Origin of the sequence: Methylobacterium iners, from assembly GCF_022179305.1 — a bacterium.
In the GTDB taxonomy this organism is placed as follows: Bacteria; Pseudomonadota; Alphaproteobacteria; order Rhizobiales; family Beijerinckiaceae; genus Methylobacterium; species Methylobacterium iners.
In genome coordinates this window covers 96,106-117,754 of sequence record NZ_BPQP01000020.1, presented here as the reverse complement: position 1 = coordinate 117,754, position 21,649 = coordinate 96,106, and the positions used below count along the sequence as shown (strand labels likewise).

The 21,649-nt window shown below is 65.8% G+C and carries 20 protein-coding genes, 1 other RNA gene and 4 pseudogenes; 14 read left to right on the top strand and 11 right to left on the bottom strand.

What is annotated here, in order from left to right; all coding sequences use genetic code 11:
- Positions 1-64 precede the first annotated feature (64 nt).
- The 4 genes from MFF55_RS07520 to MFF55_RS07505 all read left to right on the top strand — a co-directional run bounded on the left by MFF55_RS07520 (position 65) and on the right by MFF55_RS07505 (position 4,263).
- The gene (locus MFF55_RS07520; protein WP_238243459.1) at positions 65-1,156 is read left to right on the top strand and encodes an alkene reductase; all 1,092 of its coding nucleotides are present in this window, start codon (positions 65-67) and stop codon (positions 1,154-1,156) included.
- A 211-nt stretch (positions 1,157-1,367) separates the two neighbouring features.
- Positions 1,368-3,260, top strand: a complete 1,893-nt coding sequence (locus MFF55_RS07515) for a PAS domain S-box protein (protein ID WP_238243458.1) — start codon at positions 1,368-1,370, stop codon at positions 3,258-3,260.
- Positions 3,257-3,931, top strand: a complete 675-nt coding sequence (locus MFF55_RS07510; protein WP_238243457.1) for an HAD hydrolase-like protein — start codon at positions 3,257-3,259, stop codon at positions 3,929-3,931. The genes MFF55_RS07515 and MFF55_RS07510 overlap by 4 nt, the downstream gene beginning before the upstream one ends.
- Before the next feature lie 101 nt (positions 3,932-4,032).
- Positions 4,033-4,263, top strand: a complete 231-nt coding sequence (locus MFF55_RS07505; RefSeq protein WP_238243456.1) for a hypothetical protein — start codon at positions 4,033-4,035, stop codon at positions 4,261-4,263.
- 360 nt (positions 4,264-4,623) lie between these two features.
- On the opposite strand, the gene MFF55_RS07500 is transcribed toward MFF55_RS07505, so the two are convergent.
- Complete coding sequence (locus MFF55_RS07500) at positions 4,624-5,121, bottom strand: outer membrane protein assembly factor BamE (RefSeq protein WP_238243455.1); 498 nt, start codon at positions 5,119-5,121, stop codon at positions 4,624-4,626.
- Between the two features lie 164 nt (positions 5,122-5,285).
- On the opposite strand from MFF55_RS07500, the gene MFF55_RS07495 reads away from it, so the two are divergent.
- Both MFF55_RS07495 and MFF55_RS07490 read left to right on the top strand, forming a co-directional pair.
- The gene (locus MFF55_RS07495) at positions 5,286-5,843 is read left to right on the top strand and encodes a ubiquinol-cytochrome C chaperone family protein (RefSeq protein WP_238243454.1); all 558 of its coding nucleotides are present in this window, start codon (positions 5,286-5,288) and stop codon (positions 5,841-5,843) included.
- Complete coding sequence (locus MFF55_RS07490; RefSeq protein WP_238243453.1) at positions 5,840-6,346, top strand: YceD family protein; 507 nt, start codon at positions 5,840-5,842, stop codon at positions 6,344-6,346. Before MFF55_RS07495 ends, MFF55_RS07490 begins: the two co-directional genes overlap by 4 nt.
- Positions 6,347-6,406: 60 nt before the next feature.
- Here the strand turns inward: MFF55_RS07490 and MFF55_RS07485 are convergent, their stop codons facing one another.
- From MFF55_RS07485 to MFF55_RS07470, 4 genes are all read right to left on the bottom strand, one after another.
- Positions 6,407-8,554: a sodium-translocating pyrophosphatase gene (locus MFF55_RS07485; RefSeq protein WP_238243452.1), complete on the bottom strand. Its 2,148-nt coding sequence runs from the start codon at positions 8,552-8,554 to the stop codon at positions 6,407-6,409.
- Between the two features lie 413 nt (positions 8,555-8,967).
- A complete protein-coding gene (locus tag MFF55_RS07480) occupies positions 8,968-10,794 on the bottom strand; it encodes a DNA polymerase III subunit gamma/tau (RefSeq protein ID WP_238243451.1) in 1,827 nt (608 codons plus the stop codon).
- A gap of 69 nt (positions 10,795-10,863) precedes the next feature.
- Positions 10,864-10,960, bottom strand: an RNA gene (gene ffs / locus MFF55_RS07475) — signal recognition particle sRNA small type.
- A 62-nt stretch (positions 10,961-11,022) separates the two neighbouring features.
- Positions 11,023-11,286 carry a PepSY domain-containing protein gene (locus MFF55_RS07470; protein WP_238243450.1) on the bottom strand — a complete coding sequence of 88 codons (264 nt, stop codon included), beginning with the start codon at positions 11,284-11,286 and terminating at the stop codon, positions 11,023-11,025.
- Positions 11,287-11,431: 145 nt separating this feature from the next.
- On the opposite strand from MFF55_RS07470, the gene MFF55_RS07465 reads away from it, so the two are divergent.
- From MFF55_RS07465 to MFF55_RS07455, 3 genes are all read left to right on the top strand, one after another.
- Positions 11,432-11,605, top strand: a complete 174-nt coding sequence (locus tag MFF55_RS07465) for a hypothetical protein (protein ID WP_238243449.1) — start codon at positions 11,432-11,434, stop codon at positions 11,603-11,605.
- A 27-nt stretch (positions 11,606-11,632) separates the two neighbouring features.
- Positions 11,633-12,094: an Arm DNA-binding domain-containing protein gene (locus MFF55_RS07460; RefSeq protein ID WP_306421393.1), complete on the top strand. Its 462-nt coding sequence runs from the start codon at positions 11,633-11,635 to the stop codon at positions 12,092-12,094.
- A 63-nt stretch (positions 12,095-12,157) separates the two neighbouring features.
- The gene (locus MFF55_RS07455) at positions 12,158-12,397 is read left to right on the top strand and encodes a DUF6894 family protein (protein ID WP_238243448.1); all 240 of its coding nucleotides are present in this window, start codon (positions 12,158-12,160) and stop codon (positions 12,395-12,397) included.
- A gap of 988 nt (positions 12,398-13,385) precedes the next feature.
- Here MFF55_RS07455 and MFF55_RS07450 read toward each other — a convergent pair.
- The gene (locus tag MFF55_RS07450) at positions 13,386-13,574 is read right to left on the bottom strand and encodes a hypothetical protein (RefSeq protein ID WP_238243447.1); all 189 of its coding nucleotides are present in this window, start codon (positions 13,572-13,574) and stop codon (positions 13,386-13,388) included.
- A gap of 127 nt (positions 13,575-13,701) precedes the next feature.
- Between MFF55_RS07450 and MFF55_RS27100 the strand changes: the two are divergent.
- The 3 genes and pseudogenes from MFF55_RS27100 to MFF55_RS07440 form a co-directional block, all read left to right on the top strand.
- A pseudogene (locus MFF55_RS27100) lies at positions 13,702-13,929 on the top strand (LexA family protein); the annotation flags it as partial.
- Between the two features lie 79 nt (positions 13,930-14,008).
- Positions 14,009-14,167, top strand: a complete 159-nt coding sequence (locus tag MFF55_RS27095) for a hypothetical protein (protein WP_373874746.1) — start codon at positions 14,009-14,011, stop codon at positions 14,165-14,167.
- Between the two features lie 48 nt (positions 14,168-14,215).
- Positions 14,216-14,386, top strand: a pseudogene (locus MFF55_RS07440) (transposase); the annotation flags it as partial.
- A 46-nt stretch (positions 14,387-14,432) separates the two neighbouring features.
- Here MFF55_RS07440 and MFF55_RS07435 read toward each other — a convergent pair.
- The 3 genes from MFF55_RS07435 to MFF55_RS07425 all read right to left on the bottom strand — a co-directional run bounded on the left by MFF55_RS07435 (position 14,433) and on the right by MFF55_RS07425 (position 17,250).
- Positions 14,433-15,680 (bottom strand): calcium-binding protein, encoded by a 1,248-nt coding sequence (locus MFF55_RS07435; RefSeq protein ID WP_238243446.1) that lies wholly within the window; start codon positions 15,678-15,680, stop codon positions 14,433-14,435.
- A 593-nt stretch (positions 15,681-16,273) separates the two neighbouring features.
- Positions 16,274-16,486 (bottom strand): hypothetical protein, encoded by a 213-nt coding sequence (locus tag MFF55_RS07430; protein ID WP_238243445.1) that lies wholly within the window; start codon positions 16,484-16,486, stop codon positions 16,274-16,276.
- 194 nt (positions 16,487-16,680) lie between these two features.
- Entirely contained in the window at positions 16,681-17,250 is a 570-nt protein-coding gene (locus MFF55_RS07425) for a Ros/MucR family transcriptional regulator (RefSeq protein WP_238243444.1), read from the bottom strand.
- Between the two features lie 194 nt (positions 17,251-17,444).
- On the opposite strand from MFF55_RS07425, the gene MFF55_RS07420 reads away from it, so the two are divergent.
- Both MFF55_RS07420 and MFF55_RS07415 read left to right on the top strand, forming a co-directional pair.
- The gene (locus MFF55_RS07420; protein ID WP_238243443.1) at positions 17,445-17,720 is read left to right on the top strand and encodes a DUF5334 family protein; all 276 of its coding nucleotides are present in this window, start codon (positions 17,445-17,447) and stop codon (positions 17,718-17,720) included.
- 114 nt (positions 17,721-17,834) lie between these two features.
- A pseudogene (locus tag MFF55_RS07415) lies at positions 17,835-18,800 on the top strand (YifB family Mg chelatase-like AAA ATPase); the annotation flags it as partial.
- Between the two features lie 381 nt (positions 18,801-19,181).
- Here the strand turns inward: MFF55_RS07415 and MFF55_RS26750 are convergent.
- Both MFF55_RS26750 and MFF55_RS26745 read right to left on the bottom strand, forming a co-directional pair.
- Positions 19,182-19,955 carry a sensor histidine kinase gene (locus MFF55_RS26750; RefSeq protein WP_283206709.1) on the bottom strand — a complete coding sequence of 258 codons (774 nt, stop codon included), beginning with the start codon at positions 19,953-19,955 and terminating at the stop codon, positions 19,182-19,184.
- Positions 19,956-20,174: 219 nt separating this feature from the next.
- Positions 20,175-21,641, bottom strand: a pseudogene (locus MFF55_RS26745) (PAS domain-containing protein); the annotation flags it as partial.
- Between the last annotated feature and the right edge of the window lie 8 nt (positions 21,642-21,649).

The window sequence follows — 21,649 nt, the reverse complement described above, 5'->3', positions numbered from 1 at the left end:
CAGCGCCGGCGAGAGCGCCGGCCGCGTCCCCGGCGCCCAACCGATATCCATCGAGAGTTCATCCATGCCGTCACTGTCCGATCCGATCCGCATCGGCGCGATCGAGGCCAAGAACCGCGTCTTCATGGCGCCGCTCACCCGCGCCCGCGCCAGCCGCGCCCACGTGCCGACGCCGATCATGGTCGAGTACTATCGCCAGCGCGCCAGCGCCGGCCTGATCCTGACGGAGGCCACCGGGATCAGCCGCGAGGGGCTCGGCTGGCCCTTCGCCCCGGGCATCTGGTCGGACGAGCAGGTCGAGGCCTGGAAGCCGATCGTCCGGGCGGTCCACGAGGAGGGCGGGCGCATCCTGTGCCAGCTCTGGCACATGGGCCGCATCGTCCACCCGGACTTCCTCGGCGGCGAGAAGCCGGTCTCGGCCTCGGCCACCACGGCGCCGGACCAGGCGCATACCTACGAGGGCAAGAAGCCCTATGCCGAGGCCCGGCCCCTCGAGCTCGACGAGATCCCGCGGCTGCTCGCCGATTACGAGCGCGCGGCGCGCAACGCGGTGGCCGCCGGCTTCGACGGCGTGCAGATTCACGCGGCGAACGGCTACCTGATCGACCAGTTCCTGCGCGACGGCTCCAACTTCCGCACCGACCGCTACGGCGGCTCGATCGAGAACCGGGTCCGGCTGCTCGCCGAGGTGACGGAGCGCGTGGCGAGCGTCGTCGGCCGGGACCGCACCGGCGTGCGGCTCTCGCCGAACGGCGCCATCCAGGGCGTCGACGATTCGAACCCGGACGCCCTGTTCGGGCCGGCCGCCGCGGCGCTCGCCGGGATCGGCATCGCCTTCGTCGAGCTGCGCGAGCCCGGGCCCGAGGGCACCTTCGGCAAGCCGAACCATCCGCCGGTGGCGCCGACCATCAAGCGGGCCTTCGGCGGTCCCCTCGTGCTGAACTCGGATTACGACGGGCCCCGCGCCCAGGCGGTCCTCGATGCCGGCGAGGCGGACGCCATCGCCTTCGGCCGCCCGTTCATCGCCAATCCCGACCTGCCGGCGCGCCTCGCCGCGGGCGCGCCTCTCAACAAGGACGATGCGCGGACCTGGTACAGCCAGGGGCCGGAGGGCTACGTAGACTACCCGGTTCTGGCCGCGAGCCGGGCCGCGTAAACAAGATGTGATAGGACGACAGCTAGTGTATGTAATGATACACTAGCTGTCACCTTTACAGTGCAGGTTGCGCGAACATGCACGACCGTACAGTCGAGGCGGGCGCTCATCGCGGTCAACCCTGACCATCCGGGCCGAAAATTGGTGGCGCGTACTTTCCTGAGGCCGCGTTCGGTCCTATGGCATGGTCCGACCGCGAGGCTCCGACCGCTTGACCCCGACTGAATCCGGCTCGCCGCCGCAAACCTGGACCGAGGCCGAGCGGGTCGCGTATCTGCACGACCTGCGGATTCTCGACACCGCGCCGGAGCCCGCCTACGACGACCTGATCCGCATCGCGGCGCTGGTCTGCGAGGCGCCGATCGCCCTGGTCAGCCTCGTCGACGCCGACCGGCAGTGGTTCAAGGCGGAGAGGGGCCTCGGCTGCTCGGAGACGCCGCGCGAGCAATCCGTCTGCGCCCTCGCCTTCGGTGGCGACGACCTCGTCATTCCCGACCTGACCGCCGACCCGCGCACCGCCGCGAACCCGCTCGTCACGGGCGAGCCGCACATGAAGTTCTATGCCGGGGCCGTCATCCGCACGGAGGCAGGGCTGCCGCTGGGAAGCCTCTGCGTCCTCGACCGCGCGGCGCGGCCGGAGGGCCTCACCGAGATCCAAATCGAGACGCTGCGGGCGCTGGCCCGTCAGGTCTCGGCGCTGCTCGAGGCGCGCCGCACACGGGACGCCGTCGCCGCCCGCGAGGCCGAGCTCGCGGCGGGCGAGCGGCGCTTCCGGGTCATGGCGGCGGCCATGCCCCAGATGGTCTGGACGACCCTTCCGGACGGATTCCACGACTTCTACAACGACCGCTGGTACGAGTTCACCGGCGTGCCCTACGGGTCGACGGACGGCGAGGGCTGGAACGACATGTTCCATCCCGACGACCAGGAGCAGGCGTGGACCCGCTGGCGCCACAGCCTCGCGACCGGCGAGCCCTACGAGATCGAGTACCGCCTGCGCCACCATTCGGGGACCTACCGCTGGACGCTCGGCCGGGCGATGCCCCTGCACGACGCGGAAGGACGGATCGAGCGCTGGTTCGGCACCTGCACCGACATCGAGGACCTGAAGCGGGCCGAGGCCGAGGCGCGCAAGCTCGCCGCCGTGGTCGCGCAATCGAAGGACTTCATCGGGATCACCGCCCCGGACGGCGACGTCCTGCACGTCAACGAGGCGGGGCGGCGCCTCGTCGGCCTGCCGGACCCGGGTTCCGTCGCGGGCACGAACATCCTCGACTACTTCACCGATGCGAGCCGGGCGGTCGTCGTCGAGGCGGTGCTGCCGGCCGTCCGGAGCCGCGGCTGGTGGGAGGGCGAGCTCGCCTTCCGCCATCGCGTCACCGACGAGCCGATCGCGGTGCTCTACAACATCTTCTCCCTGAGCAACGACGACGGCACGCCCGCGGGCTTTGCCACGGTGACCCGCGACCTGCGCGAGCGCAAGCGCGCTGAGGAGGCGCGCGACCTCCTGATCCGCGAGCTGTCGCACCGCATCAAGAACATCTTCGCGGTGGTCGGCGGCATCGCCGCCCTCTCGGGACGCCGTGATCCGGCGGCGAAACCGTTCGTGGACGGGTTCCGCCGGCGCCTCGCCGCCCTGGCCCAGGCGCACGAATACGTCCGCCCGCACTCGCCCGACAGCCTGCCCCACGAGCACGGCCAGACGGTGCTCGGCCTCATGCGCCTCATCCTCGCGGCCTACACCCAGGACGGCCGCGAGCGGATCGCGATCGCCGGCGACGACGCGCCGGTGGGCGACCGCTCGGCCACCGCCCTGGCGCTGATCGTCCATGAGCAGGCGACGAATGCGATGAAGTATGGCGGCCTCTCCACGGAGGGAGGAACCGTGACGCTGACCGGCGCGCGCGACGGCGACACCTATCGCCTGACCTGGGCCGAGGCGGGCGGACCCCGGGTCGAGGGTCCGCCGGACCGGCAGGGCTTCGGCACGGTTCTCGCCGAGCGCAGCGTCGCCGGCCAGCTCGACGGCACCCTCGACCAGGATTGGGCGCCCGGAGGGCTCGTCATGCGGCTCGGCGTGCCCCTGGCCAACCTGCTGCATTGACGCCCCGCCCGGCGGACCGGCGCTACGACCTCGTCCTGTTCGACTTCGATGGGACGCTTGCCGACACCTATCCCTGGTTCGTCGGCGTCCTGAACACGGTGGCCGACCGCTACCGCTTCCGGCGCGTCGCCCCGCACGAGGCCGAGGCGCTTCGCGGGCTCGATGCCCGCGCCATCATCCGCCATCTCGGCATCCCGGCCTGGAAGCTGCCGTGGATCAGCCGCCACATGCGCGCGCTCGCCGCCCGCGACGCCGCCGCGATCAGGCTCTTTCCCGGGGTGCCCACGATGCTGGCGCAGCTGGAGGGCGCAGGTCTTCCGCTGGGGATCGTGAGCTCCAACGGGGAGGAACACATCCGCCGCGTGCTGGGGCCGGGCGAGGCGGCGAGGTTCGGGCACTTCGCCTGCGGCGCCTCCCTCTTCGGCAAGGCGCGCCGGCTGCGGGCGGCGATGCGATGGGCGGGTCGGTCGCCGGCCCGCGTTCTGTACATCGGCGACGAGATCCGCGACCGGCAGGCAGCCGCTGAGGCCGGGTGCGCGTTCGGCGCCGTCGCCTGGGGCTACACGCACAGCGCCGCGCTGGCGGCAACGTCGCCGGCACTGACCTTCGCCGAGCCCGCCGACATCGTCGCAGGGCTCCTTCGCCGGTCCGGGAGCCCTGTCGCGCAATAGGCACAGGCGCCGGGAAAGGCCGGCCTCCGCCGCCCCGAGCGGTTGCCCGTCGGCGTCAAGGCGCGCAGGTTCCGCCCGGAACCGCAATACGTGGAGTCGACATGTCGATGCAGCGCAGGTTCGACGACCATCGGGCCTTCGGCCCTCCCGCAGCCGGCCGCGGCGAGGCTCCTTGGAGCCCGATCGATGGCGGCAAGATCAGCGACCACCTCGTCGCGAGCCTGGCCACGGGCCTGCGCTCCGCCTACGAGGCGCAGCCGCAGACCGCGATCCCCGACACCTTCGCCGAGCTGATCTCGCGTCTCCAGACGGCGGAGATCGGCCGGCGGTAATTCGGGCCGCCGCTCGGACCTTGGTCTCTGCAAACCCAGGTGTGTGAAGCTGAGCTGTCGTTCGGCGATCAAGGCGCGAAAACGCGTTGGTCAAGCCAATCGGCTTTGTCATTCCGGGGCGCCGTTAGGCGAGCCCGGAACCCAGAACCGCCGACGCGGCAAGCTGAGCCCGACCTGAGTGTCTGGGTTCCGGGCTCTGCTGCGCAGCCCCGGAATGACAGGGGTGGTTCGGATATCCCCGCTTCCACCTCGTCGCGGCATTCTGACGGATGTCGTCCTTCACCTCGACGCAGGCGGGGGCTGAGCCCTCCTCCGTGGCGGTTTTCTATCGCCCGGTGCGACCCGCGCCCCGGCAGGCGCTCACAGGCCGCTGCGCGCGCCGGGCACGATGCTGGTGCCGGAGCCCGAGCCGAAGGGCTCGTACTTGGTCAGGCCGCGGAAGAGCTGGCTGAGGAAGGCGCGGTCGGCGCCGCTCGTCGGGGTCTGGCGCTCGATGAAGTCGAAGATCTTGCCGTCCTGCAACCCGTAGAGGGCGACGCGCTCGACCTTGAAGGCCGCGTTGAAATAGACCGCCGTGACCTTCTGGTCCTCCACCTGCTCGCCGAGGAACAGGACCGTGCGGCGGGTGTTCTGGCTGATGTAGTACCAGGACTTGTTGCCGACTGTGGAGACCGTCGAGGGCGTGCCGAGGATCTGCAGCACCTGCTCGGCGCTCTGCCCCGGCTTCACGGTGGCGAGCGCGGCCTGGTCGATCTGGTAGCCGTGACGGAGCTCCTCGCCGATGCAGGCGCCGAGACCGGTGGCGACGAGGCCGAGGACGGCGAGACGAGCGAGCGACGGAACGAGACGGCGCGACATCGGCCACCCTTGATCGTGTTGCGGAACGAGACACGTGATCGATGCGGAGCCGGCCGCATCCGGCACGGATGGGGCTTGCACCTTGACCATTCGCTGGCCTAACGCGGGGTTATGGCTTTGACAAGGCAAGCTCGGCCACACCCAGGGCACGCATGGTGGACGGCATGATCGCGCGATTGTTCAGGCGCTCGAGCGCCCGTTCGCAGGCCGTGATGACGTTGCACGGGCGCATCAACGACGCCTCGCGGGCGCCCGGGCTCTACACCCGGCTCGGCGTCCCGGACAGCGTGGAGGGGCGCTTCGAATGCCTCACCCTGCACGTTGTCCTGGTGCTGCGCCGCCTCCACCAATTGCCGCCGCCCGCGGCCGACGTCGCCCAGGATCTCGTCAATTCCGTCTTCCTGCAGCTCGACGCCTCGCTGCGCGAGATGGGCGTGGGCGATTTCGGCGTGCCCAAGCGCATGAAGAAGCTGGGTGCGGCCTTCTACGGCCGTGCCGAGGGCTGCGATGTCGCGCTGGATGGCGGGGATGAGGCGGCCCTCGCGCTGGCGCTGGCCCGCAACGTCATCGGGGTGGAGGGGGCCGAGGCCGGCCGAGGCCTCGCCCGCTACGTGCGGGCCGCCGATGCGAGCCTTGCCGGGGCCGATCTCGATCGATTGTTGGGGGAGGGGCCGCGCTTCCCCGCACCCGAAGCCTTCGCCGAACCGGAGGTCCGACCATGAGGACGAACGAAACCTTCCCCCTGTCGCGGCCGATTAGCGTCGAGCGCCTGCGCCGCGACGGCACGCCGGTGACCGTCGAGGCGACGCCGGCCGAGTGCGCGGCGCTGGCCGCGGACTTCAAGATTCCTGCGGTGCGCGACCTCGTCGGCCGCTTCACGGCGCAAGGCTCCTCGACCCGGCTCGAGGTCACCGGCACGGTCAGCGCCGTGGTGACGCAGATCTGCACGGTCACGCTCGAGCCCTTCGAAAGCGAGCTCGTCGAGCCCGTGGAGGCCGCGTTCACGGATACGGACGTGCTCGAGGGCACCGATGCCGAGGAGGCCGACGTGCCCGACCCCATCGTCGGCGGCCGCATCGATTTCGGGGCGCTGACCGCGGAGTTCCTGTCGCTGGGGCTCGACCCCTATCCGCGCAAGCCCGGCGTTGCCTTCGAGCCCCTGATCGAGGATGCCGAGGAGCCGCCGCTCGCCGTGTTGCGCAAGCTCAGGCCGGATGAGGGGTAGCGCCCCTCTCCCCGCATGCGGGGAGATGGGGATGTGCACAAAACGATCGGCCGGTCGGTCTCAGCTATGGGCCAGCACCGCCAGCAGCAGCAGGGCGATGATGTTGGTGATCTTGATCGCCGGGTTCACGGCGGGGCCCGCCGTGTCCTTGTAGGGGTCGCCGACGGTGTCGCCGGTCACGGCCGCCTTGTGGGCCTCCGAGCCCTTGCCGCCGTGGTGGCCGTCCTCGATGTACTTCTTGGCGTTGTCCCAGGCGCCGCCGCCCGAGGTCATCGAGATCGCGACGTAGAGACCCGTCAGGATGACGCCGAGCAGCATCGCGCCGACGGCGGCGAAGGCCTGGCCCTTGCCCGCGATCGGCAGGATCACGAAGAACAGCACGATCGGCGAGAGCACCGGCAGCAGCGAGGGCACGATCATCTCCTTGATCGCGGCCCGGGTCAGCATGTCGACGGCCCGGGCGTAGTTCGGCCGCACGGTCCCCTTCATGATGCCCGGCTCCTCGCGGAACTGGCGCCGGACCTCCTCGACGACGGCGCCCGCCGCCCGGCCGACCGCCGTCATGGCCATGCCGCCGAACAGGAACGGGATCAGGCCGCCGAGTATCAGACCGACCACGACGTAGGGGTTCATCAGCGAGAAATCGACGGTGACGCCCTGGAAGAAGCGGTACTGCGTCGGGCTCGCGTTGGTGATGAAGTAGCTCAGGTCCGAGGTGTAGGCGGCGAACAGCACCAGGGCGCCGAGGCCCGCCGAGCCGATGGCGTAGCCCTTGGTGACGGCCTTGGTGGTGTTGCCCACCGCGTCCAGCGCGTCCGTGGACTTGCGGACCTCCGAGGGCAGACCCGCCATCTCGGCGATGCCGCCCGCGTTGTCGGTCACCGGGCCGAAGGCGTCGAGGGCCACGATGAAGCCCGCGAGCGCCAGCATGGCCGTCACCGCGATGGCGATGCCGAACAGCCCCGCCAGCGCGTAGGTGGAGATGATGCCGGCCACGATCACCAGGGCCGGGAGCGCCGTCGATTCCAGCGAGATCGCCAGGCCCTGGATCACGTTGGTGCCGTGGCCGGTCACCGAGGCGTCGGCGATGGACTTCACCGGCCGGAAGTTCGTGCCGGTGTAGTACTCGGTGATCACCACGATGAGCGCCGTGATCACGAGGCCGATGACGGCGCAGCCGAGCAGGCCGGCCGAGGTGAAGCTGACCCCGGCATTGGTCTTGAACACGGTGTCGAAGCCGCCGAACAGGGCGTAGTTGACGGCGGCGATGGCACCCACCGAGAGCACGCCCGCGGTGATGAGCCCCTTGTAGAGCGCGCCCATGATCGACTGGTTGGCCCCGAGCCGGACGGCGTAGGTGCCGGCGATCGAGGTGAGGATGCAGGCCGAGCCGATGGCCAGCGGGTAGAGCAGCATCGCTTCGAGCACGTTGCGCCCGCCGACCTCGGTCTGGCCGGCGAAGAAGATCGCGGCGAGCACCATCGTGGCGACCACGGTCACGGCGTAGGTCTCGAACAGGTCGGCCGCCATGCCGGCGCAATCGCCGACATTGTCGCCCACGTTGTCGGCGATGGTGGCGGGGTTGCGCGGGTCGTCCTCCGGAATCCCGGCCTCGACCTTGCCGACGAGGTCGCCGCCGACATCCGCGCCCTTGGTGAAGATGCCGCCGCCGAGACGGGCGAAGATCGAGATCAGCGAGGCGCCGAAGCCGAGCGCCACGAGGGCGTCGATGACGTCGCGGCTCGCGGGCGCGAGGCCGGCGACCCGGGTGAGATAGGCGTAGTAGAGGGCGACGCCGAGCAGCGCGAGACCGGCGACCAGCATCCCGGTCACGGCACCGGACTTGAAGGCGACGTCGAGGCCGGCGCCGAGCGAGGTCGAGGCGGCCTGGGCGGTGCGGACGTTGGCGCGCACCGAGACGTTCATGCCGATGAAGCCGGCCATGCCGGAGAGCACCGCGCCGATCAGGAAGCCGATCGCGACCTTGACCCCGAGGAAGTAGGCGAGAGCGGCGAACAGCACCACGCCGACGACGCCGATGGTGATGTATTGCCGGCGCAGATAGGCCTGGGCGCCCTCGGCGATCGCGCCCGCGATCTCCTGCATGCGGGCGGTCCCGGCGTCGCGTTTCATCACGTCGCGGATCGTGACGATTCCGTAGGCGACGGCGCAGAGCCCGCCCAGGACAATCAACAACAATGCGGTCATTCTACCGTCCTTGGGCTGTTTCGTGATTATCGAGCTCGGCCGGACGGCCGCTGGCGGCCGCCGGTCATGGGACGAAGCGCTCGGCTTTGGCATTCCTCCCCGGAAATGCGTGCTCTGATTGCCAAACTTCCGTTCCCAGCGCAAACGTTCATGGGAACTGCCAACCGCGAATATTTCCGCATTGCAGCATAGACGGCCGGCAAGCCTTTCGCCTTCTTCCCATCCGGTCCTTCCCCGGACGGGTGGAGCGCCAGCGGAACCCGATCCGGGGCCCAGCATAGGAAGCCGCGAAGCGCCCGCACCCTGATGTCATTCATTCCGAGCCGCTGACGCGGCAGGCCGGTGGCCGGGTCCCGGATCGCCTTCCGCTGATGCTGCAGGCGTCCGGGAAAGGGCGGCGGAGACAGCCTGGTTCAGGCGTCCTCTTCGCTCGTCGGCTCGGTGCCGGGCACCGCCTCGGCCGCATCCGCGCCGGCGGCCTTGTCGCGGACGTCCACGATCTGGGCACCGGGAAAGCGCTGCAGCACTTCCCTCACCAGGGGATGCGCCGCCGCGTCCTCGTGCCGGCTCGCCTGCGCGGCGCGGGACGTCGCCTCGAGAGTCGGCGCGCCGTGCTCCTGCGACAGGGCGACGATCCAGCGACGCCCGGTCCAGGCGTCGAGCGCTCGGGCGAGGTCGTTGGCGAGGCTGGGGCGCCCGCTCTCCGCGAGCCGAAGCTCGATGTGGCCCTCCTCGAAGCGGACGAGGTGGACCTCGCGCTCCAGCGCCATCTTCAGGCCGATGTCGCGACGGGCGTCGGCGAGCGCCACCACGTCCGCAAACTGCGTCAGCCGCGGGCCGGCCGCCTCCACGGGCGCCGGCGCCACGCTCGGCTGCGGAGGGCCGCCGCTCGTCCGGACGAGGGCGGGGCGGGGCGGCGGGACGGTGGCTTGAGGCGCGGCGGCGGGGTCGGGCAGCGCGCCGACGGGGAGGGCCGGGGCGGAGACCAGCGCCGGCGCGCCGGCGGTCGCCAAGGCCTCGCCCTTCAGCTGCCGCAGGGCCTCGTCGGGCGTGGGCAGGTCGGCGGCGTAGGCGAGGCGAACGAAAACCATCTCGGCGGCGGCGAGCGGCCGCGTCGCGGTCTGCACCTCCGGGATCGCCTTGAGCAGGATCTGCCAGGCCCGCGACAGGACGCGAACCGAGAGCTTGCCGGCGAACTCGGCTCCCCGCCGACGCTCGGCCTCGCTCAAGGTGGGATCGGCCGCGGCCGCCTCCGGCACCAGCTTCAGCCGCGTCACGAGGTGGCAGAACCCGGCGAGGTCCGAGAGGATGACGGCCGGGTCGGCCCCGGATTCGTACTGGCTGCGCAGCTCCGCGAAGGCCTTGGGGATGTCACCCCGCATCGCCGCCTCGAACAGGTCGACGATGCGCCCCCGATCGGCGAGGCCCAGCATGTCGCGCACGCTGGCGGCGCTGACGAGGCCAGCGCCGTGGGCGATGGCCTGATCGAGGAGCGAGAGCGCGTCGCGCACCGACCCTTCCGCCGCGCGCACGATGGCGGCGAGCGCCTCGTCCTCGGCGCTCACGCCTTCGGCCGCGCAGATGCGGGCAAGGTGGGCCGACAGCGTCGCGGCCTCGACCCGGCGCAGGTCGAAGCGCTGGCAGCGCGACAGGATCGTCACCGGAACCTTCCGGATCTCGGTGGTCGCGAACACGAACTTCGCGTGGGGGGGCGGCTCCTCCAGCGTCTTCAGGAAGGCGTTGAAGGCCTTCTCCGAGAGCATGTGGACCTCGTCGACGATGTAGACCTTGTAGCGAGCCGAGACCGGCGAGTAGCGGATGCCGTCGATGATGGCCCGGACGTCCTCGATGCCGGTATGGGAGGCCGCATCCATCTCCAGCACGTCCATGTGCCGGGACTCGATGATCGCCTGGCAGTGTCGCCCGAGCTCGGGCATCGCGATGGTCGGGCCGGTATCGGGATGCCCGTCGCGGGCGTAGTTGAGGCCGCGGGCCAGGATGCGCGCCGTCGTGGTCTTGCCGACCCCGCGCACGCCCGTGAGCATCCAGGCCTGGGGAATCCGATTGGCGGCGAACGCGTTGGCCAGTGTCCGCACCATCGCGGACTGGCCGATCAGGTCGTCGAAATCCTTGGGCCGGTACTTGCGGGCGAGCACGCGATAGGGCGTCGCCGCATCGGGTGGCGGGGCAAAGCCGGGAAGGCCCGGCGCGTCGCTGGGAGTGCCGGTGCTCGCGTCCATGCCGCCCTGGATGCCGGTCCGCTGCCCTGTCCGGGCGTCGTCCCCTCGCCGGCCCGGTGGCGCGATCGAGGTGGGAGGCTGGACGAAGACCCGTTCGGTCTCGTTAGGGCTGCTTCCTTCCGGACCTGACCCGGTTGGCGAGTGAAACGTCCCTCGCCAACCTCCCGCGGGTTATATGGCCGGCGCGTCCGGCGAACGCAAGCGCCGACCTCGCGGCCTGTCCGGGCGCTACTCGGCCTTGCGCTTGGTGATGGCGAAGGTCTTCGGGTCGAGCTCGAGGTCGAACTGCTTGCCGCTCGCGTCGATGGCGTCCTCGATCTCGATCTCGTCGGATTCCACCTCGATCGACTTCCACTTGGTGAAGCCCTCCTTCTTGAGGGCGGCCTCGATCTTGGTCTGCTCGTCGGGCGTCGGAGCGCGGTCGGCGAAGGCGGAACCGGTGAGGGCGAGGCCGAGGGCGAGGGCCGAGAGGCCGATCTTGGCGATGGTCATGGAAATCTCCTGTGCGGGACGTCGCGGCGACCGAACGGGCGGAAGCGCGCAGGGTTCCCGCAGCCTTATCGGCGAGACGCACGCCTCGGTTGTCAGGATTAGGGCTACGCTTTACCCTCGATGGCGGCTGGGAGTCGGAACGTCGATGGTCACGCGCGTCGCCACCGTCGCCTTCGAGGGGATAGGGGAAGCACATTACCGCGATTTTCCCGGCTGCGCTGCTGTTTACAAGCGTCTGAAAAACCAGCAGTTTCGAGTTGCTCGGCTGCGATCGAGGTTCCTGGTGAATGGCCGGGTTTCCCTCCTGCTGCTTCCGTAGTGCTTCCGCGGAAGCGGGGAGGGCAGATTGGCGAAGCTGACGAAGCGGGTTGTCGAAGCGGCTGAGCCGCAGGGCAAGGACTACTTCCTGTGGTGTGACGAGCTCCCTGGCTTCGGTCTGCGTGTATTCGCGTCCGGCCGGCGCAGCTACCTTGTCCAATACCGCAATGCCGGTCGGACCCGCCGCGTCACGATCGGCCTGCACGGTCCCGTCACGGCTGAGCAAGCCCGCAAGGATGCGCTCTCGCTGCTCGGGCAGGTCGCGAGGGGCGATGATCCCGCGGAGGATAAAGCGACTCGGCGCAAATCGCTTACGGTTGAACAGCTCTGCGACCAGTACCTCGAGGCGGCGGACGCCGGCCTCGTGCTGGGCCGCGGACGCAAGCCCAAGAGCTCCCATCTCAGCCTGCCCGGCACTGACACGAAGGAATGCTTCCGTTCAATGGCCCCGCAGGCCATGCCCCCTACTAAAGTTCAATGTCGGACGTGAGTCCGCATCTGCGACTACTTAGAGGCTGTCAGATATTAGCCGATATGCCCTGGGGAGCCACGGGTGTCGCAGCGCTTCTATTTCGATCTTGAGAAGGGTCTTCAGACCATTCGAGACTACAAGGGCGTCGAGGCCCGCGACCGCTATGAGGCGATCAACGAAGCTACAGCGGTGCTCGAAAAGATGCGCAAGATTGGCGTGCTTCCTAGGAATGAGGAAGGCTGGCTCTTGTCTATCAAGGACACCAGCAGGGTCACGCTGATTAGGCTGCCGGTGATGCCGCGCGTCCCGGCAACGGCGTGATGTCTAAGACCGCCCGGCTCGCGCCGCGGCGGGCTTTTTGCTCTTTTGTCGCCCAGGCATGTCATCGCGCGGAGTTGATCCGCCTCAACTATGAGGCGGCTCACAATCCAATTGCCCTCGATTATCCTATGTGAAACTACTTAGGTAATCCCACCGGAGCGTGGGGTGGAAACGCTTCTCACGTGAGGGTCTGATGCTCGTCGGCATCGCCTATTTGGCATGTTTTGCCCTCGTTCTCGAGCTGGTGCATCGCGCGCCCGAGGCTCCAACGGACGAATCCAGCTAGCCAAACAGGTAGCTGACTAGGCTCACGACACCCCAGACTAGCAGCCCACACCATGCTGCCGTGAGAATGCCGCCGCTCAGGAGCACGAGTGGTGTAACAAGATCGCGCTTGGGACGTGGGACATGTTCCATGTCACCGTGAACTTGGACGGCTTCGTCGCGCTGCATGACGAGTGCCTCCACTGTGATGCCGGGCAGGAATACCAAACGCCAGCACAGGGTTCCGTGCAATCCAACACACTGAGCAGATGCGGTGGGAAGGTCTCAAGCTGCCTTCGCCATCGTCATCTTGGAAAATTTCTGGTAGCAGCCTGAGGCTTGGCCGCAACTGGGAGGATTGCTACGCGTTGGTAGTCGATCAGCACAAGCCGAAGGGCCGGAGCATGATCATCGCCTACCTACCTGTCACGTTCCTAGGCGCACTTGGTAGCGCTGCGCTGATGTGGCCGAATGGAGTGCTACAGGCGGCGGTTGCTGCTCCACTCGGTGGGAGTTTAGCTACAGTCGCCCTTGCAGCTTGGTTCGTTTTGCGCAGCTCCGCTCCACCAATTCGGCGAGCCCCAAATCGGAATATCAGAGCGCACTTCTCACCGACGTGGACGGCTGTAGCCCACCGCTGATCCTTCTCAGCCGTCTGCTCTCGCGCCAGAGCACACCCGGCCTCCGACAGGAACCATGCGGTCTCTCCCGGCCGATGCCACTTTCAGCGCGCCGGCCCTTCTTCAACGAGGCCGCGCGCGACCAGCACCGGCATCGCAGACGGATAGGCGCCGCGGCGCAGGCCGAGCGGGTGAAGGGCGCAGGCGCGCAACGCCTCGAGGTGTCGGCCCCGGACGGGCCCCTGCTCGACGTCCGGCGCCCCTCCTCGAAACCGGTGCCGTGCTCTGGCCATCCACAACTCTTCACATGGTCGGAAATCCAGAGCCAGGCGCATCGTTGACCGGAGCGCGGCTTACAGTCTGTTCTCTCTCTCTCTCTCTCTCTCTCTCTCTCTCTCCGTTCTATAAGAGGGAGATGTCATGGGCATCCATCAGGTCAGGGAATTGGTCGTGGACAGCGGCGGTCTCGTCCGCATCCCGATCGTTGGTCATGCGGTCTGCGCCGACTTTCCGTCACCGGCCGATGACTTCCTGGAAGGCGCGCTTGATCTACCGCGCTGGCTCGCGCCGAACCCGCCGGCCTCGTTCCTGCTGAACGTCTCCGGCGAATCGATGATCGACGTCGGCATCCACGATCGCGACGTCATGCTGGTCGACCACAGCCTCAAGACCAGGCCTGGGAGCTTCTTGGTGGTGTGTCGATGGTCAGTTCAGCCTCAAGCGGCTGGTGCTGGACGGCAACCGGCTGAAGCTCGCCTTCGCAAACCGCACGATGCCGGCCTACGCCGTCGAGGAGTACGCCGAGGTCGATCTCTGGGGCGTGGTCCGCTTCAACATGCGCTGGCACGTGGCGCGTGGCGCTCGTGACAAGTTCGCGAGAGGATGAGGGTGGCTGTTGTTTACTCCTTCACCAGCTGGGCCAGCAGGATTCCCGGTGGACGGCTTCATCTACGGGCTACGAAACAGGATCGAACGCGGCATCGGTCAGCTCAAGAGCGCACGACGCGTCGCGACGCGCTACAACAAGACCGCGTCGAGCTTCCTCGGCTTCGTCCAACTCACCGCCATCCGCCTCTCGCTTAGACACTACGTCAACATAGCCTAATCGACATTCCAATTCACTTCAAGTGCTTGAAATGTTGGGCACACTCTTAGAAAAGAAGACCTGAGGAGGATTGCAAATCGTTCAGTGTAGCATAGCTGTAGAAGGTCACGCCTTGCTCTGTCTGTTCGTCTACAAGCTGAAGATGCGAGAAGACACCGGTATTTGAGAAGACCTTCAGGCTGCTCGTAGGTCCAGCATCCGTCTCACCCTCAAAGGTCGGCAACACAAATCGATCACTACTGTCAGCTCTGATCCGCCCGTCTCCATTGGGATCGCTTATGAGCGAGGTTGTAATAATTCGATCTCCAATACCGAACCCACGGATGACATCGGCACCAGCCGGAATGCCAAGTGCAGTGTCAAAGAAAAATGAGTCTGCTCCGGCTGTTCCAATAAAGAGATTATTGGCACCAGTACCTTGGATGGACCCAGCAGGAGCTAGATTTCCTCCTGCAAACTCAATCACCTCAATGTTTCTGAGCTGATCGACGCCATCTGATAGCCCCGTCGTCGTATGAGCGACAGAAACAGCAGCCTCTGCTACCGACGTTCCGGGTTGACGGGTAAAGACATAGTCAGCACGTGAACCACTTAAGACGAAAGTGTCAACACCGGACCCACCATCTACCTTATCATTTCCGCCTCCACCGATCAGACGATCATTTCCGGCCTCGCCTCGCAGGTTATTGCTTGTGCTATCGCCGGTAATGACGTTGGCAAGTTCATTGCCAGTTCCAAGTACAGGTCCGACGAGCGTAAGATTCTCAATATAATCGGGCAACGTGTAAGCAACTGAAGAAATTACAACATCAATTCCGCCAGCGTCTCGATCAAAATTCACAAAAGGACCATCAGGATCGTTAGGCCCGGGTATAATGATCAAGCCTTCGCTCACATCGGTGTTGGCGTTGGTAACGTAGTACGTGTCATCGCCTGCACCGCCCCGGAAGCGATCCGGACCCTTGTCGTAGAACACGTCGTCACCAGCACTTCCGAACACGTAGTCGAAGAGGTCGGATCCCTTGACTGTAAATCCATCTTGCGCAAAACCAAATACTCTATTCTCGAAAATGACGTTACGTAGTGTGCTGATCTCCTCGAGAGTCTTACCTAGAAGCTCGTCATACTGAAAGTAAGTTCTAACCTCTCTATAAAGAACACTATAATCCGGCAAATCAAAACGTATCAATCCGTCTTCTGGAAATGCATCTTGTGTGTATGGCTCACTTCCATCAATAAGCACCAAATTATCTAGATTTAATGGCTTACTGTCGTCTAGCAGATTCAAAATCATGGCAATTACCCCATATCTGCTGCATCGAGCCGGCCGCATTATCGGCGCCACAGAAGATAGCCGTTAATCGACCATTAAGAAAGGCTTATCTCCTATCACGAGCACGGCAAAGCTTTCGGTATGAACAGTCTCGGCAGGATCATTGGCCCAACTCTCAAGCAAAAGCCACGACCTGTCCCGCCGTTGCGGGTTGATCCGCTTCGTGCGCGAGGGTTCGCTAGGGTTTGCCTCTGAGGGTCGTTCAGGCGGCGTGATGCTGCACGTAATGAAGCTGCCATCCACCTCTGGATCAGACACTTCGTCAACAGTGCCTAGGAAAAGCTCATCACTTCACCGGCCGGGCCAGCAGGATCGCCGAACGCACGGCAGCGCGGCGCGAGGCAAGCTTTCTCTCCGGCTCGGCTGCCATCTCGCTCGCGAACAGGCTGGCAGTGACGGTTGCTACGACATCGACACCGTTGCCTTCTCCTATCAAGACCAGGGGGTCGTGGGGTCCGCAAAGTTGGCATCGATCGCTGCATCGAGGTCGGCGTCAGTGATGCTCTTCGCCTTGTAGAGCTCGCCGAAGGTCGCCCCGGACTTCTCGGCCATCGCTACTGCATCCCCTGCAACCTGCCCATCAGCCCCGTATCCCAAGCCAGTGCCACGACACCGCCGAAGGTCACTGGCGGCCCACCGTCGATGCTGTAGGTGTCGGCAGGATCCGCGAGCTTCTGGACGATCCGGCCGGCGATGCGCAGCGCGCTGATCGCCTCGGCAAGGAGGGAGCGGGCGGCATGGGGTAGAGGAAGGTTGTCCGGCAGCATAGCCGGGCGAAACTAACGTGGGTTTATGAGCACGAAGTGAAGGCGCGAAGCAGCCCCTGCTCCTGAACGCTCAGATTGGGATGCCCTCAGGCACACCCGGCACGTCGCGCCGATAGTGCGTCCGCTGGAACAGGATGCGGTTGCGCACACTCGATTTCGAGTGCGGGTCAGGCAGGAAGCCTGACCCGACAACCTCACTCGGCAGCAACAGCCTTGCTCGCTCGACCGCGCTTCTTCGGTGCTGAAGCCGAAGGGCTAGCAACATTGGTTGTGCGCCGACCGCCGCGTGCCTTGGGCGCGTCAGTCACAGTCTCAGCCACGTCAGCACTCTTCGGCGCAGCCTCCTGACGCGCACGACCAAGCCCAATGCTGCGAGCGAGCTCGGAGCGTCGCGCCGAGTAGCCGGGAGCTGACATAGGGTAGTCGTTCGGCAAACCATACTTGATCCGATAGTCGTGCGGCGTGAGACCTCGCCCCGTGAGATGGCGCTTCAGCGACTTGTAGGACTTGCCATCCTCGAAGCTGATCAGCCCCTCATCGCTGATCGACTTCTTGATCTGCGCTGGGGTGGCCTTCGTCACGGGCTCCTGAGCAGGCGCGCTCGGCTTGCCGAGGCCGAGCAACCCTGAGTGAACGGACACGATGAGGTCGGCCAGACCTGAGGCAGGGACCGAGTTGTTGGAGACGTAAGCAGCGACGATCTGAGTTGTTAGCTCGACCGTGTCATCCTGCTCAACGGGTTGCGTTTCGATAGTGTCTGTCATCTAGGCCTTCCTTTGCTGACTGTCTAAAGCAGTCAGCGCGGCGCCATCCAAGATCAAGTACCCTGCTCAATTTTATCTTCAGCAAACTTGTCGCAGGTATCGGAGGTAGCATTTTCACTGAACACTCAGGAAAACTTGAGGTGTTCAATTCATGAGATCTGGCGCGGCGGCTCTGCAGCCGATAGCTTGCCCAGATGACCCGCATTGCTTCCACACTCGCATTAGCGCTTCTCACATGGCCGGCAGCGGCCTGGGATGGCACCGACGGTTCGACGGGCAATACGGTCGAGATCGAAAAGGGCCAGACTGTTCGGCGGGGTCGCGAAGTCGAGTTCTTTGACTACGGGGCTGGGGCCTACCGAAGCATCGACGTAGACAGCATACGCCAACGCGGTCGGAGCGTTGAGATCGAAGGCACCGACAGCGCGGGCAACTCGGTTACTCTCGAGATGGACGGTAATGGCGATTGAGCCACACGGAAGTGTCGCAGCTAGCGCTTCCGCTTCGCTTCCGCAGTAACTCATTATCCACCTAAGATATTGATAACTAACACTTAATCAAAGAACACCGTCGCCTTCGAGGGGATCGAGGCGCGCGCCGTCGACGTCCAGGTGCAGATCGCGCCGGGCGCCGTCGCCTTCATGCTGGTCGGGCTGCCGGACAAGGCGGTGGCGGAGTCGCGCGAGCGGGTCCGCGCGGCCCTGATCGCCTCCGGGCTGGCCCTGCCGGCCAAGCGCATCACCGTGAACCTGGCGCCGGCCGACCTGCCCAAGGAAGGCTCGCATTACGACCTTCCTATCGCGCTCGCGGTGATGGGGGCGATCGGGGCGCTGCCGGCCGACGCGCTCGCCGGCTATTGCGTGCTCGGCGAACTCGCCCTCGACGGCACCATCACGCCCGTCGCCGGCGTGCTGCCGGCCGCGATGGCAGCCAACGCCCGGGGCCTCGGCCTGATCTGCCCCGCCGCGACGGGGCCGGAGGCGGCCTGGGCGGGCGGCGACATGGACGTGCTCGCGCCCCGCTCGCTCATCCAACTCGCCAATCACTTCAAGGGCAGCCAGGTCATGGCCCGGCCCGAGCCCGCCGTCGCGGCCGCTACCGGTCCCCTGCCGGACCTGCGCGACATCAAGGGTCAGGAGGGCGCCAAGCGCGCCCTCGAGATCGCGGCGGCCGGCGGTCACAATCTCCTCTTCAACGGCCCGCCCGGTGCCGGCAAATCGATGCTGGCGGCCCGCCTCCCGTCGATCCTGCCACCCTTGAGCCCGCGCGAGCTCCTCGAGGTCTCGATGATCCAGTCGGTGGCGGGCGAGCTCAAGGAGGGGGCGCTCTCGAACCGGCGACCCTTCCGCCAGCCGCACCATTCCGCCTCGATGGCCGCCCTCGTCGGCGGCGGCATCAATGCGCGGCCGGGCGAGGCCTCACTGGCCCATGGCGGCGTGCTCTTCCTCGACGAGCTGCCGGAATTCTCAGCCCAGGTGCTCGATTCCCTGCGCCAGCCGATGGAAACGGGCGAGGTCATGATCGCCCGGGCCAATCCGAGAAAGACCTACTGAGGCGTAACAAGTCTTTGATCTTGAATATGAATTCATCGACTGCGTTGTGAGGCCGGGAGCACCTCCCCGCACCTGCAACGTCCTTTTGAACGTCCCTACGACGATCCCGGCATACGTCTGCCCCGAGACGATCCATCCTGATGATCGGGCCTCAGGAGGGAAGAGCAGGTTCGCACCCACGATGAGCCAGGGAATCGGCCCAAGTGGCCAGTGATGGCGTTAGGTCCGAAGTCATCGGCGAGCGTCGGACTGCGAGGAGCCGAAGCGTACGCGAGGATCAGAGCAGGCCAGCGACGCCGATAGGATGACCATCGCAGATGGGAAGCCTCGGGGTAGTTGGTCAGACCAATAAACGAACGTCCGGCCGAGCTACCTTCTTCAATGTGTTTGCGGCATCAAGGCTGTTAGGCGCACACGAACGCCTTCCTCCGCATAGGTCACCTCGACCTGTCCACCCAATTGCCGACCAAGCACTCGCTGCAACAGCACCGAACCAAACCCCTTCCGCGTCGGTTCTTGCACAAGCGGACCGTCGTGCTCCTCCCAAATCAGCGTCAGCAACCGCTCTCCGCTGGTGGCCCGGTCTAGCGTCCAAGCCACATGGACATGACCGGTCGGCAACGAGAAAGCCCCGTACTTGGCCGCGTTGGTGGTGAGTTCATGCGCAGCCATGCTGATTGCCAATGCCGCTTCGGAGGGCAGGTGAAGGTCAGGCCCCTCAAGCCTCACCCTGTGTCCGATCTCGTCGTCGTAAGGTGACAACTCTGCCAGGAGGATGTCCCTGAGCGCAGCCCCTCCCCACTGATCGTCAATTAGTAGCGTGTGAGTTTTTGCCAGAGAAGCGATCCGGTCCATCACGGACTGCTGAAACTCAGCGATAGTGGTCGCGTAGCGTGCGGTGGACGAAACCAGCGCCTGCACAATGGCGAGGGTGTTCTTGACCCGGTGGTGGAGTTCGCGTGTGACGAGCACCTGTTGCTCCTCCAACCGCTTACGCTCGCTGATGTCCAATGACACCAATGCAAGTCGTGGCCGGTTAGATGATCCTCGTGGCAACGGGGTATAGGTGCCAAGATAGTGGTGGACCACTCCGTCTCTCTCAAATGGATACTCTAAGACAGTGGGCTCGGGTTTGGCGTAGCACTCGCGCATGAAACCAAGCCAATGCGCGACAGCCTCAGGGTTCGTGCCGAGTTCGCTGAGGCGCGTACCTTGCATCTCAGTCACGCTACGTCCGAAGAGTCCAGCGTTGCGCGCGTTGGCCATGACATAGAGCACATCGTCGCCCAGCAGTTCGACAACGCCTGTGTACAAGCCCGCAGACTGGAAGATGCCTGACAGTAGAGCTTCGCGGTCACGCAAGTCGGCCTCGGCCTGCTTCAGCGCCGTCAGGTCTACGACATAAGCAGCGGCATCCTCACCGCTCGCCCCGACGCGCTTCACCATCGATGCCCCGATCAGGATCGGGACACGGCGGCCGTCCTTGGCGATGTACTCCTTCTCGAACTGCTCAGCGACACCAAGCGTGGTCAGTTGGTGTACCGCCTCATCGTCCTTGCCTGTCCACTCGGGCGGAGTCATGCCCCGCCACGGAACCTTTCCTTGCGCAAACTCATCCGCGCTGTAGCCAAGCAGGCGCTGAATCGCTGGGTTGCCGTAGGAGTAGCCACCTTCCAGATCGCCAATGGCAATACCGATAGGGCTGGCCTCGATCAGCTTGCGGAAACGCGCTTCGCCCTGACGTGCTGCCTCTTCCGCCCGCTTCTCCTTGTCGATGTCCACGATGGCGACCAAACCGCCCGTGATCTGTCCTTCAGCATTTCGGATCGGAGCACCGGTAATCCTGACCCAGGCATACGTGCCGTCGCCCCGCTGATACAGGTACTCATCCCCCGCTGTGACCTCGCCCGAGGTCAAGGCACGCGACAGCGGGTACTCGTGACCCTCGACCTGCCGACCATCCGGGTGGAAGGCGACCCATTCCTTGTAGCTTGCCATATCCGGTGATGGCAGGACCGGGTGACGGAAGATCGTCTCCACCTGCGGGTTCCCATCCAGAATACGACCGGAAGGGGCCTCGGCAATGACAATACCTACGGGCACCGTCTTGAAGATGGCATCCAGTCGAGCGCGTTCTGCGGCAAGGGCGCGTTCTGTCTGCTTGCGGGCGGTTATGTCCCGGAAGATGCCCGCTACACCGAGTGCCCGCCCATCGGGAGCCGTGATCCATGTAGCCGTGATCGACACATCCAGAAGGCGGCCGTCCTTGGAGCGGCGGACGCTCTCGACTTCGGCTTTGCCATTTGCTTTGACGAGATCGAAAACCCCGGTCTGGTTCTCTAGCGCGGCCAGTCCGTCCTGCGGCAAGAGCAGATCGACCGGAGCGCCTATGACCTCGCCGCGCGTGTAGCCGAACAGCGTTTCGGCACCTTCATTCCATGTCTGGATACGACCACCCTCTGGGTCGAAACTGATGATGGCATCGGTTGACGAGGATACGATGGCCGCCAGACGTGCGCTTGCCTCTTCAGCTTGCTTGCGTTCGTGGATGTCGAGAGCGATGCCCACCCACTGCTCAACGCGACCCTCTGCGCTCCTGATCGGCAGGGCGCGTGAGATGAACCAGCGATAAGCGCCATCAGACGCACGGCGAAAGGGTATCTCGCACTCAAATGTCTCGTCATGCTGCGCCGCATGCTTCCAGACGGCAAGGACCTGCTCGCGATGGTCAGGGTGGACCACCGCTACCCAACCATCCCCGTTTGTGTCGCCCGGCTCCAAGCCGGTGTAATCGTGCCAATACGCATTGCAGTACGTGATCGCGCCCCTGGCATCGCTGAACCAGA